The organism is Streptomyces showdoensis, assembly GCF_039535475.1.
In the GTDB taxonomy this organism is placed as follows: Bacteria; Actinomycetota; Actinomycetes; order Streptomycetales; family Streptomycetaceae; genus Streptomyces; species Streptomyces showdoensis.
The window spans coordinates 29,472-42,112 of sequence record NZ_BAAAXG010000028.1 but is presented as its reverse complement, the minus strand read 5'-3'; the positions used below and the strand labels follow the sequence as shown (position 1 = coordinate 42,112).

Here is a 12,641-nt window from a genome sequence, read left to right as displayed (position 1 = left end):
AGACCGCGGTCAGGAGACCATCACGACCAGGAGGTGTGACCGATGGCTGTCGTCACGACGGGCGCCGCCCACATCCAGATGCACGTCCACACCACCTCCGTGGCCACCGGCTGACGTCTCTCACCGGCCGCGCGCACCCTCGGTGACGCGCGGCGCCGGGGCCACCCCTGTGAAGGGTCCCCCTTGTCTTTCCCGTCTTCCCTCTCTTCCTCCTCCTCTTCCTCCTCTTCCTCCTCTTCTCCTTCCGCGCGCTCCGCGCGTCACGGGCACTCCACCGCCCCCGCCGACCCGTCCGCGCTGCGCGCCTACGGCTGGGACGACGACTGGGCCGCCGCGTTCGCCCCCCACGCCGCCCGGGGTCTGCTGCCCGGCCGCGTCGTCCGGGTCGACCGAGGCCAGTGCGACCTCGTCACCGCGGCCGGAATCGTCCGCGCCGACACCGCCTTCGTCACCCCGCACGACCCGCTGCGGGTGATCTGCACCGGCGACTGGGCCGCCGTCGACCCCGAGGACGCCGGCGACCCCCGCTACGTACGGGCCTGCCTGCCCCGCCGCACCGCGTTCGCCCGGTCCACCTCGTCCAAGCGGTCCGAGGGCCAGATCCTCGCCGCCAACGTCGACCACGCGATCATCACGGTCTCGCTCGCCGCCGAGCTCGACCTCGGCCGCATCGAGCGCTTCCTCGCCCTGGCCTGGGAGTCCGGCGCGCAGCCGCTCGTCGTCCTCAGCAAGGCCGACCTGGTGCCCGACCCGGTGGGACTCTCGTACCTGGTCGAGGACGTCGAGACGGTCGCCCCCGGCGTCCAGGTGCTGCCCGTCAGCTCCCTGACCGGCGAGGGGCTCGACGTGCTCCACGCGGTCGCCGCGGGCGGCACGAGCGTGCTGCTCGGCGTCTCCGGCGCCGGGAAGTCGACCCTCGCCAACACGCTGCTCGGCCAGGACGTCATGGAGGTCCAGGCCGCCCGCGACGTGGACGGCAAGGGCCGCCACACCACCACCACCCGCAACCTGCTGGTGCTGCCCGGCGGCGGCGTGCTCATCGACACGCCCGGACTGCGCGGCGTCGGCCTCTGGGACGCGGAGGCGGGCGTCGGCCAGGTCTTCAGCGAGATCGAGGAGCTGGGCGCCGGCTGCCGCTTCCCGGACTGCGCCCACGAGACGGAGCCCGGCTGCGCCGTCACCGCAGCCATCGAGGACGGCACGCTGCCCGAGCGGCGCCTGGACAGCTACCGCAAGCTGCTCCGCGAGAACCAGCGGCTCGCCGCCAAGACCGACGCCCGCCTGCGCACCGAGATGCTGAAGGACTGGAAGCGCAAGGGCGCCGAGGGCCGGGCGGCCATGGACGCCAAGCGCGGCCGCTTCCGGTAGGCCCCCCCCCGCACCCCGGCCCGGCTCGGCGTCCGAAAACCGCCAGCCGGGCCCGGGGCGCTCCCGCACACTGGAACCCATGACGGAGACGCTCACGCCCCCGCCCGGGGGCACCGACGAGGACACCCGCTACGAGGCGGTCAGCAGCCGCGACGCCCGTTTCGACGGCGTGTTCTTCTTCGCCGTCGCCACCACCGGCATCTACTGCCGCCCCAGCTGCCCCGCCGTCACCCCCAAGCGGCGCAACGTCAGCTTCCACCCCACCGCCGCGGCCGCCCAGGGCCACGGCTTCCGGGCCTGCCGCCGCTGCCGCCCCGACGCCGTGCCCGGCTCCGCCGAGTGGAACGTCCGGGCCGACGTCGTCGGGCGCGCCGTCCGCCTGATCGGCGACGGCGTCGTCGACCGCGAGGGCGTGCCCGGTCTCGCCGCACGGCTCGGCTACAGCGCCCGGCAGGTGCAGCGCCAGCTCACCGCCGAGCTCGGCGCCGGACCCGTCGCCCTGGCCCGCGCCCAGCGCGCCCACACCGCGCGCCTGCTCCTGCAGACCACCGGCCTGCCCGTCACCGAGATCGCCTTCGCGGCCGGGTTCGCCAGCGTCCGCCAGTTCAACGACACCATCCGCGCCATCTACGCCCGCACCCCGACCCAGCTGCGCGAGGAGTCCGGCACCGGCGCCGGGCCGCGCACCGCCCTCGCCGCCGGGGTGCCGCTGCGGCTGGCCCACCGGGGCCCGTACGCCGCGGGCGAGGTCTTCGACCTGCTGGCCGCCGAGGCCCTGCCCGGCGTCGAGGAGGTCGTCGGGACGCCCGGCGCCCGCACCTACCGGCGCACCCTGCGCCTCCCGTACGGCACCGGGATCGTCTCCGTCGACGAACGCTCTCCGGGCCGCTGGCTGGAGGCCCGCATCCACCTCACCGAGCTGCGCGACCTCACCACCGCCGTACAGCGGCTGCGCCGGCTCCTCGACCTGGACGCCGACCCGTACGCCGTCGCCGAACGCCTCGGCGCCGACCCCGCCCTCGCCGCGGAGGTCGCGGCCCGGCCGGGCGTCCGCTCGCCGGGCACGGCCGAGCCGGAGGAGTTCGCGGTGCGGACCCTCGTCGGCCCGGAACGGGCCGCGCGCCTGGTCGTGGCGCACGGCACCCCGCTGGAGACGCCCTGCGGCAGCCTCACCCACGTCTTCCCCGAGCCCGCCGCCCTCACCGCCGACCCGGTCGCGGGCCCGCTGGCCCGCGCCCTGGCCGACGGCACCGTCCGCCTCGACCCGGGCGCCGACCGCGCCGCCACCGCCGTCGCCCTGGCCGCCGTCCCGGGCCTGACCGCCCGGGCCGCCGCCGTCGTCCGCACCCGCGCCCTCGGCGACCCCGACGTGGCCCCGGAAGGGCTCCCGGACCGCCCGGAATGGCGGCCCTGGCGCTCGTACGCGGCCCGCTACCTGCGGGTGGCCGGCTGAGGAGTCCGGGGGCCGAGGGGCCGGCGCCCGGCGGGCCGGGGCCGGAGGAGGGCCGCCCGCCTCAGCCCCAGATCACCGCCCCGGCCCAGGCCCCCACGATCAGCAGGCACGCGAAGAGCTCGACCAGGACGCTCGTCCCCGCCGCCCGCATCACCGCGCGGGTGGCCGCCCGGGCCTGGCCGTGGCCCCCGAGGCGCAGCCGCTCGGACAGGTAGACCCCGCCGACGAACCCGGGGACCGCGCCGATCACCGGGATCAGCAGGAAGCCCAGGACCGCGCCCACCCCCGCGTACGCGACCATCCGCCGGGTGATGCCGACGCCCCGGAAGCGGCGGGGCGGCAGCTGCCATACGACCACCTGGGTGAGGAGCAGCAGGCCCGTCGAGGAGACCAGGAGGATCCAGGCGAGCCCGGTCTGCTCGTGGAGCGACCACCAGAGCACGGCCGCCCACACCAGCCACGTCCCCGGCACGCCGGGCGTCAGCACCCCGAACAGTCCGAGCAGCATCACCATCGCGATCAGCAGGAGCTGCCACACACCCATCTGCCAAGGGTGCCGGAATCCGCGCGTTCCCGCAGGTCGCGCGCTACGTACGGGTCAGCCGGCGACGGGTATCGCCGCGGCGACCAGATCGCGCGCCTTCCGGTCGATCAGCGGGAAGACGACCTTCAGGGAGGTCTCGCTGTACGGCGAGGAGAGCACGAAGGACGAGTTGAGGATCCGCTCCCTGACCTCCGAACGGAAGAGATGGGCCCGCTGGATCGTCATGGTGTGCGCCACCGGCTTCGCGAAGGTCGGGTCGGCCTGGAAGATCAGGATCCGCCGGTCGGTCATCGCCAGGTACATCGGCACCGGCACCGGCACCACGGCCAGCGCCCCGCCGCTCGCGATCGCCGAGGCGACCCCGAACGCCGCCGTCCGGCGCACCGACACCGAGCTCAGATTGACGAGCGAGGTCACCTCCACCCGCTCCCCGGGCTCCAGCATCGGGGTGACGGTGGCCAGCAGGGCGCGGCGGCGCCTTCCGTTCATGGGGTGCTCCTGGGCAGGGGAGAGGCGGAAATCGGCCGCCACCTTACGGCCACCCTTCGGGACGCCCGCCACCGGCCCCGACCCGCCCCGGACCGCGGCCCCCGCCACCGGCCCCGCTGCTACCGCCGGGCCACCCACCCCTTCTCGTACGCGTGCCAGCCCAGCTGCAGCCGGGTCGTCACCCCGGTCAGCTCCATCAGGCCCTTCACCCGCCGCTGCACCGTCCGCAGGCCCAGCTCCAGCTGCTTCGCCACGCTCGCGTCGGTCATCCCGGCCAGCAGCAGCGAGAGGATCTCCAGGTCCGTCGGGTCCGGGCCCGGCGTCTCGTCCTCCGTCACCAGCGCCCCGGCGCCCAGCCGCAGCGGCAGGGCCTCGCGCCACACCGACTCGAAGAGGCCCATCAGCGACTCCAGCAGACCGCTCGCGTGCACCACCAGCGCCGCCGGCTCCGCGCCGCGGCCGGTGAGCGGGACCATGGCCAGCGAGCGGTCCGCGACCACCAGCTTGGTCGGCACCCGGTCCACGATCCGGATCCGCTCCTCGCGGCCGAGCGCCGCCGACAGCTCGATCAGCCCCGAGGGCAGCGTCAGCACCTCGCGCTCGATGACCACCCGGTAGCGCACGCCCCGCTCCGCGGCCTGCGCCTCGGCGTCGTTCTCCATGCCGGACACGGCGATCGGCTTGCCCGTCACCAGGGCGCAGACCTCCTCCGTCGCGCCGAGCTGGAGCTGCAGGAAGCGGTGGGTGACGGCCCCGGCGCCGGTGACCACCTCGACCAGGTCGTGCACGGCGGGCTCGGTCGCCTCGGCGCGGTACTCCTGCGCGAGCAGCGCCGCCGCCAGCTCCGCCTGCTCCAGCTCGTGCCGCTGCTGGGTGAGCAGCGCGCCGAGGGCCACCCCGGGCGGCGCGGCGACCCAGCGGCCGGTGCGCGCCGAGGACTGAGCGGCCAGGCCCTGAGACTCCAGCCGGCGCAGCGCCCGCTCGGTGTCCTGCTCCGGCAGCGCGAGCCGGTGCGCGAGATCGGAGACCTCCGCCGCTCCCAGCGCGACGAGCGCGCGGTAGGCGGACTCCTGCCGTTCGTCGAGACCTATCGCACCCAGCATCCCTGACCCCACCCCTCACCGGACGTCCCCGGACGACCCGGACATTCCCGGGACGCCCACCGGACGCGTTCGTTCCGTTGGTGCAATGGCGGGAAACGGCCACGGCGCATTCCCGCCTCGCCCATCCTGCCTGCACCTCCCTCACCTCTGCCAATGTGGCGCCACCGCAGCACCAACAGCCTCTGGACATAGGGCTTTTATGCCCTCATGCCCGGAATCAGATGGGGAGAGCGATGCGCCCGATTTCGCGTACGGCCCTGGGGGCGGCGACCGCCGCCGTCCTGGCCGTCACCGCGGTCGCGGCGTCCGCGGCCGCAGCGCCGCAGGACGCCCAGGCGACCGGCAAGCGACCGCTGGTCGGCAGCGAGACCGCCGCCCGGGGCGGGCAGCGGCCCGCCACCGTCACCCTGGTGACCGGCGACCGGGTGCTGGTCACCCGGGACGCCGAGGGCAACCCGGCCGCCACCGCGCTGCCCCGCGAGGACGGCACCCTGCCGCTCGTCCAGACCCGCCGCTCCGGCCAGGACCTGTACGTCTACCCCGAGGGCGCCACCGCCGCGCTCGCCGCCGGCCGGGTCGACGAGGAGCTCTTCAACGTCACCGGCCTCGTCCGCCAGGGCTACGACGACGCCGGCTCCGCCACCCTGCCGCTGATCGCCGTCTACGGCACCGATCTGGCCACCGCCCGCGCCCTCCCCGCCGCCCCGCGCGGCGCCACCCGCGGCCAGGTCCTGAAGACCGTCGACGCCGTCGCCCTCAAGGCCGACAAGAAGCAGGCCGCCACCTTCTGGGCCGACGTCACCGCCCCCGCCGCCGCGCGCTCGGCCGGCGGCCTCAAGAAGCTGTGGCTGGACCGCAAGGTCCAGGCCACCCTGGAGCGTTCCACCGCCCAGGTGCACGCCCCCGAGGCCTGGGCCGCCGGCTACGACGGCACCGGCACCAAGGTCGCCGTCCTCGACACCGGCGCCGACGCCGAACACCCCGACCTCAAGGGCCGGATCATCGCCGCGGAGAACTTCACCGACTCCGCCGGCGCCGACGACCGCCAGGGCCACGGCACCCACACCATCTCCACCGTCGGCGGCTCCGGCGCCGCCAGCGGCGGCAGGAAGAAGGGCGTCGCGCCCGGCGCCGCCCTCCTCAACGGCAAGGTCCTCAACGACTCCGGCTCCGGCGCCACTTCGTGGATCATCGCCGGCATGGAGTGGGCCGTCGCCCAGGGCGCCGACGTCGTCTCCATGAGCCTCGGCAACCCCTCCGAGACCGACTGCACCGACCCGATGAGCGTCGCCGCCGAGCAACTCGCCCAGAACAAGGGCACGTTGTTCGTCATCGCCGCCGGAAACTCCGGACCCGGCAACAACACCGTCTCCTCGCCCGGCTGCGCGCCGAGCGTCCTCACCGTCGGCGCCACCGACCGCGACGACTCCACCGCGTACTTCTCCAGCCGCGGCCCCGCCTCCGACACGGGCCACACCCTCAAGCCGGAGATCGCCGCCCCCGGCGTCGGCATCTCCGCGGCCGCGGCCGGCGGCCGCGGCGTGTACGCCTACCAGTCGATGTCCGGCACCTCGATGGCCACCCCGCACGTCGCGGGCGCCGCCGCCATCGTCAAGCAGCGCCACCCCGACTGGACCGCCCAGCAGATCAAGGCCGCCCTGGTCTCCTCCGCCGACAGCGGCGTCCCCGGCGACGCCCGCGAGGTCGGCGGCGGCCGCCTCGACGTCAAGGCCGCCGTCGACCAGACCGTCCTCTCCGCCCCCGCCGTCCAGGGCGGCACCTTCGCCTGGCCGCAGGACCGCAGCGACCGCACCACCGTCGCCGTGCCCTACACCAACACCGGCGACCGGCCCGTCACCCTCTCCCTCGCCGTCGAGAAGCTCACCGGCAACGACGGCTCCGCCGTCCGGTCCTCCGTCGCCGGGCTCGGCGCGCGCACCGTCACCGTCCCGGCCGGCGCCACCGTCGAGGTCCCGCTCCGCATCGACCCCTCCGCCCACCTGGACCGCGCCCAGTACGGCGACGTCACCGGACGGGTGGTCGCCACCACCCGCGGCGGGGTCCACGTCTCCACCCCGTTCGCGCTGTACGTCGAGCCCGAGACCCTCACCCTGCGCGTCAAGCTGATCGACCGCCGGGGCGCGCCCGCCGACGGCGCCTCCTCCGTCGACGTCATCGGCACCGACGACGCCACCGGCTCCCGCCGCTTCAACCAGGGCTCCGCCGACCAGGTCTACCGGCTGCGCGCCGGCAGCTACTTCCTCTCCTCCTTCGTCACCACCCCCGACCCGGGCGAGGGCGCGACGCTGACCGACTCGATCAGCTACCTGGCCCGCCCGCAGCTGGAGCTGAGGAAGGACACCACCGTCGTCCTCGACGCCCGCCGGGCCCACCGGCTCTCGGTCCGCACCGACAAGCCGTCCGAACTCCGGGGCGCCACCCTCGCGTTCGCCCGCTCCTGGGACGACACCTGGCTGCACGCCGGCACCGCCGCCGGACCGCGCACCGTCCGCGGCTACTACGCCTCCGTCGAGGGCCGCGCCGACGACGGCGACTTCGAGTTCGGCAGCTACTGGCGCGCCGCCGCCCCGCAGATCGAGCGCCTCGCCACCGGCGACGGGACGCGACTGCACCCGCTGACCGGCTCCCTCGCCTCCGACAACCTCGACGGGACCGGCTCCGCCCGCCTCGTCGACGCGGGCACCGGCACCCCCGCCGAGCTCGCGGCCGCCGGAGTGCGGGGCCGGATCGCCCTGGTCCGCCTCCCCGACGACAGCACCAACGCGGGCGCCCTCGCCCGCAACGCCAAGGCGGCCGGAGCCGTCGCCGTGGTCACGTACCACCAGGCCGCCGGCCGCTGGTACCCCGGCGGCGCGTTCACCGGCCTCGGCCTGCCGGTCCTCTCCGTCCCCGCCGACGAGGCGGTCGCCCTGCTCGGCAAGCTGTCCCGCGGCGAGGTCACCCTCTCCTGGAAGGCCACCGCGAAGAGCCCCTACCTCTACAACCTCGCCTTCCCGGAGACCCGCCCGGTCCACGACGACCGGAGCTACCGGGTGCGGGACCGCGCCCTGGGCCGCACGGACTCCCGCTACGGCTCGGCCGGCATCGCCACCGACTTCATGGAGTTCGCCACCGCCCACCGTCCCGACGGCACCTCCGTCTCCTTCGGCTCGCTGGAGACCGTCCCGGCCCCCGGCACCCGCACCGAGTACCACACCGCGGGCGACACGGCCTGGCGGCAGCTGGTCGGCAGCAGCTTCCCGTTCGGCGAGCTCATGGTCGGCACCCCGCACGCCTACACCCCCGGCGAGCGGCGCACCGAGCGCTGGTACGACGGCGTCATCGCCCCCACCGCCCCGCGCGACGCGGCCGGCAAGCCGGTCCTCGTCGCCGAGCGCCAGGGCGACCTCATCGGATTCGCCGACGCCATGTGGGGCGACTCCACCCACCACGCCGAGCCCGGCTCCTTCGGCGACATCGGCAACCTCCGCCTGAGCAGGGACGGCGAGCCGATCGGTGAGACCGGCTGGCCGTCCGGAGTCTTCGAGGTCCCGTCCGAGCCCGGCACGTACACGCTCGAGCAGAACACCATGAAGATCGGCAGCAAGGTGTGGGCCCGCTCCACATCCGTCAACTCGGTGTGGAAATTCACCTCCAAGCTCGACGAGAGCGTCTATTCTCAGGGCATCCCGATTCTCTTCCCCCGGTACGACCTTCCGGAGGACGGACTCAAGACCCTCGCCGCGACGGACGGCCAGCGGATCGGCCTCGGCGTCACGGGTCACGCGGGTTACACTCCCGCGGCCCTCACCTCGGCCACGCTCTCGTACTCCTACGACGGGGGCGAGACCTGGACCGCGGCCCGGGTCTCCCAGCAGGGCGGCGGCTGGACCGCGACCGTGAACCACGCGGGCGCGGCCGGCAGGCAGGTCACCCTGAAGACCCAACTGACGGACGCCAAGGGCAACTCCGTCACCCAGACCGTGGTCCGCGCTTACGACGTGCGCTGATCACGCCGGTCCGCCGGGCGTCCTTCCCGTGGGGGGTGGGGTCGCCCGGCGGACCATTCATTCCATCCGACTTCCGCGACACATTTCCGGATGTCCCGTTTTCTGACGGCCTGTGCGGTGGACAATAAGGGCATGACTCAGCAGGGGGACAACTGGTGGGACAAGCTCTACGACGCGGCGGCCCCGGACGCCGGGCCCGTCCCGACGCCCGACAGCCTTGACGACCGCTTCGACTCCGCGTCCAGGACCACGACCCTGGACAGGCCGCCCGAGGCCCCCGTGGCCGACGGGGCCCCGCCGCCCCCGCCGCCCGCGGAACGGGCGCCCGCGGAGGACCCGCCCCCCGCGGAGCAGCCCGCCCCCACCCTCCAGGTCCCCGCGCCCCGCCCCCGTACCGGACACGTCGGGAACCGGCCGCCGACCTACGACGCCGAACCCACCGCCCTGCCCGCGGCCCTGCCCGGGGAGCTCGACGCGCTCGTCGCCGACACCGTGCTCGACGGGGCCCGCTACGGCGCCTACACCCTGCGCGCCGCCTCCGTCCGCGGCGACTCCGCCCGCTTCCGCGGCGAACCCCGTCGCGACGCCCTGCTCACCGCCCGCTTCGGCCAGGACGAGGCCGCCCTCGTCCTCGTCGCCGTCGCCGCCGGCCGGCGCGCCGCCGAGCACGCCCACCTGGCCGCCGCCGACGTATGCCACTGGATCGCCGAATCCGTCGGCCGCAGCCACGCCCGGCTCTCCGAGGACATCCGCTCCGGCCGCCGCGGCGACCTCAAGTCGGGCCTCCACCGGCTCACCGACCGCACCTACGGCCGGCTCCGCACCCGGGCCGCCGAGCGCGGCCTCGAACCCGAGGAGTACACGGCCGGCCTGCGCTGCCTGCTGCTCTCCGCCGACCCCGGCTGCCGCACCCGGATCTTCTTCGGCATCGGCACCGGCGGCCTCTTCCGGCTGCGCGACGGCGCCTGGCAGGACATCGAGCCGCTCCTCCCGGAGACCACCGCGGGCGCACCCGTCGTCGGCTTCGGCTCCCCGCCCCCGGCGCCCCCCGAGGCCACCGAGGAGGGCGACCGCCTCACCATGGACCTGGGCATCACGACCGCCCCCGGCCCGCTCGTGGAGGAGCCCCCGCCCCCCGCCGAACCCTTCCGCTTCCGCGCCTCCGTCGCCCGCCCCGGGGACACGCTGCTGCTGGCCTCCCCCGGCCTGGCCGAGCCGCTGCGCGGCGAACCCGCCCTCGCCCGCGAGCTCGCCGCCCGCTGGGCCGGCGCCGAAGCGCCCGGGCTCGCCGCCTTCCTCGCCGACACCCAGCTGCGCGTCACCGGCTACGCCGACGACCGTACGGGGGTGGCCGTCTGGGAGGCGTAACCTCCCCGGCCGTGGGTTGATGGACCCATGGCCAAACAGAATGTCGCAGAACAGTTCGTCGACATCCTCGTCCGCGCGGGCGTCCAGCGCCTCTACGGAGTGGTCGGCGACAGCCTGAACCCGGTCGTCGACGCGATCCGCCGCAACTCCGCCATCGACTGGATCCAGGTGCGGCACGAGGAGGTCGCCGCCTTCGCGGCCGGCGCCGAGGCCCAGGTCACCGGCAGACTGGCCGCCTGCGCGGGCTCCTGCGGCCCCGGCAACCTGCACCTCATCAACGGCCTGTACGACGCCCACCGCTCCATGGCCCCGGTCCTCGCGCTGGCCTCCCACATCCCCTCCAGCGAGATCGGCCTCGGCTACTTCCAGGAGACCCATCCGGACCAACTGTTCCGCGAGTGCAGCCACTACAGCGAGCTGATCTCGAACCCGAAGCAGATGCCCCGGCTGCTGCACACCGCGATCCAGCACGCGGTCGGCCAGAGCGGCGTCAGCGTGGTCTCGCTGCCCGGCGACATCGCCTCCGAACCCGCCCCGGAGAAGGCCCTGGAGACCGCCCTGGTCACCTCCCGGCCCACCGTCCGCCCCGGCGACGCCGAGATCGACGCCCTCGTCCGGATGATCGACTCCGCCGAACGGGTGACGCTGTTCTGCGGCAGCGGCACCGCCGGCGCGCACGGCGAGGTGATGCAGTTCGCCGAGCGGGTGAAGTCGCCCGTCGGACACGCGCTGCGCGGCAAGGAATGGATCCAGTACGACAACCCGTACGACGTCGGCATGAGCGGACTGCTCGGCTACGGCGCCGCCTACGAGGCCACCCACGAATGCGACCTGCTGATCCTGCTCGGCACCGACTTCCCGTACAACGCCTTCCTGCCCGACGACGTCAGGATCGTCCAGGTCGACGTGCGGCCCGAGCGCCTCGGCCGCCGCTCCCGGCTGGACCTCGCCGTCTGGGGGGGACGTCCGCGAGACCCTGCGCTGCATCACCCCGCGCGTCCGGGCCAAGACGGACCGCCGCTTCCTGGACAAGATGCTGAAGAAGCACGCCGACGCGCTGGAGGGCGTGGTCAAGGCGTACACCCGCAAGGTGGAGAAGCACGTCCCGATCCACCCCGAGTACGTCGCCTCCGTGCTCGACGAACTCGCCGACGACGACGCCGTGTTCACCGTCGACACCGGCATGTGCAACGTCTGGGCCGCCCGCTACCTCTCGCCCAACGGGCGCCGCCGCATCATCGGCTCCTTCAGCCACGGCTCCATGGCCAACGCCCTGCCGCAGGCGATCGGCGCCCAGTTCACCGACCGGAACCGCCAGGTCGTCTCGATGTCCGGCGACGGCGGCTTCTCCATGCTGATGGGCGACTTCCTCACCCTGGTCCAGTACGACCTGCCGGTGAAGGTGATCGTCTTCGACAACTCCTCGCTCGGCATGGTCGAGCTGGAGATGCTCGTGGCCGGACTCCCCTCGTACGGAACCACCAACAAGAACCCCGACTTCGCCGCCATCGCCCGCGCGGCCGGTGCCTACGGCGTGCGCGTGGAGAAGCCCAAACAGCTCGCGGGCGCCCTCAAGGACGCCTTCAAGCACAAGGGCCCGGCACTCGTGGACGTCGTCACCGACCCCAACGCGCTCTCCATCCCGCCGAAGATCAGCGCCGAGATGGTGACCGGCTTCGCCCTCTCCGCCAGCAAGATCGTCCTCGACGGGGGCGTGGGCCGCATGCTCCAGATGGCCCGATCCAACCTGCGCAACGTGCCCCGCCCCTGACGGTCCGCCGCACCCATGAATGCGGGCCTCCCCAGGGGGCATGCATCCCCGTGAGCCTGTTCGATCCGACGCAGGGGTGGGGGATATGGCCGGGGAGGCGCGACAGCCGACTCAACTGCTCAGAAGGGTGGGGGGCGCGGATCTCACCGCGGTGCCGGAAGTCCGGCACGCCTTACGCGCGATGCTGGGGGCCTGGGGCGCACCGGGCGCCACCGACGTCGCGGAACTGCTCACCAGCGAGCTGGTGACGAACGCCCTGATCCACACGGACGAGGGGGCGGTCGTGACCGCCACCGTCGCCCCCGAGCAGCTGCGGGTCGAGGTCCGGGACTTCGTCACCGAACTGCACCGCCCGCGCGTACCGCACGCCGACGACGGTACGCACGGCAGAGGGCTGGTGCTGGTCCAGGCGCTCGCCGACTCGTGGGGGGTGGAGAACCGCGGGATGGGCAAGGTGGTCTGGTTCGAACTGAACGGCGGGGCCGCCTGAGGGCGACCCCGCCGAACCGTGGGGGGCGTGCGCCGACGCGCACCG

At 74.5% G+C, this 12,641-nt stretch carries 8 protein-coding genes and 1 pseudogene; 6 read left to right on the top strand and 3 right to left on the bottom strand.

The window, feature by feature from the left end; genetic code table 11:
* Positions 1-183 precede the first annotated feature (183 nt).
* Both rsgA and ABD981_RS34990 read left to right on the top strand, forming a co-directional pair.
* Positions 184-1,368 carry a ribosome small subunit-dependent GTPase A gene (gene rsgA, locus ABD981_RS34995; RefSeq protein ID WP_046908388.1) on the top strand — a complete coding sequence of 395 codons (1,185 nt, stop codon included), beginning with the start codon at positions 184-186 and terminating at the stop codon, positions 1,366-1,368.
* A gap of 79 nt (positions 1,369-1,447) precedes the next feature.
* Positions 1,448-2,821, top strand: coding sequence for a bifunctional transcriptional activator/DNA repair enzyme AdaA (locus ABD981_RS34990; RefSeq protein WP_046908389.1), 1,374 nt, complete (start codon positions 1,448-1,450; stop codon positions 2,819-2,821).
* Positions 2,822-2,882: 61 nt separating this feature from the next.
* Here the strand turns inward: ABD981_RS34990 and ABD981_RS34985 are convergent, their stop codons facing one another.
* The 3 genes from ABD981_RS34985 to ABD981_RS34975 form a co-directional block, all read right to left on the bottom strand.
* A complete protein-coding gene (locus tag ABD981_RS34985) occupies positions 2,883-3,365 on the bottom strand; it encodes a DUF456 domain-containing protein (protein WP_046908390.1) in 483 nt (160 codons plus the stop codon).
* A 54-nt stretch (positions 3,366-3,419) separates the two neighbouring features.
* Positions 3,420-3,854 carry a hypothetical protein gene (locus ABD981_RS34980; RefSeq protein ID WP_046908391.1) on the bottom strand — a complete coding sequence of 145 codons (435 nt, stop codon included), beginning with the start codon at positions 3,852-3,854 and terminating at the stop codon, positions 3,420-3,422.
* 119 nt (positions 3,855-3,973) lie between these two features.
* Positions 3,974-4,957, bottom strand: coding sequence for a helix-turn-helix transcriptional regulator (locus tag ABD981_RS34975; RefSeq protein ID WP_046908392.1), 984 nt, complete (start codon positions 4,955-4,957; stop codon positions 3,974-3,976).
* Between the two features lie 233 nt (positions 4,958-5,190).
* Between ABD981_RS34975 and ABD981_RS34970 the strand changes: the two genes are divergently transcribed.
* From ABD981_RS34970 to ABD981_RS34955, 4 genes and pseudogenes are all read left to right on the top strand, one after another.
* Positions 5,191-8,967, top strand: coding sequence for a S8 family peptidase (locus ABD981_RS34970; protein ID WP_046908393.1), 3,777 nt, complete (start codon positions 5,191-5,193; stop codon positions 8,965-8,967).
* Between the two features lie 132 nt (positions 8,968-9,099).
* On the top strand, positions 9,100-10,335 hold the full coding sequence (locus ABD981_RS34965; RefSeq protein ID WP_046908394.1) for a protein phosphatase 2C domain-containing protein: 1,236 nt from the start codon (positions 9,100-9,102) through the stop codon (positions 10,333-10,335).
* Between the two features lie 27 nt (positions 10,336-10,362).
* Positions 10,363-12,106: pseudogene (locus ABD981_RS34960) on the top strand (pyruvate dehydrogenase).
* A gap of 40 nt (positions 12,107-12,146) precedes the next feature.
* A complete protein-coding gene (locus ABD981_RS34955; protein WP_382748069.1) occupies positions 12,147-12,596 on the top strand; it encodes an ATP-binding protein in 450 nt (149 codons plus the stop codon).
* The last annotated feature ends 45 nt before the right edge of the window (positions 12,597-12,641 follow it).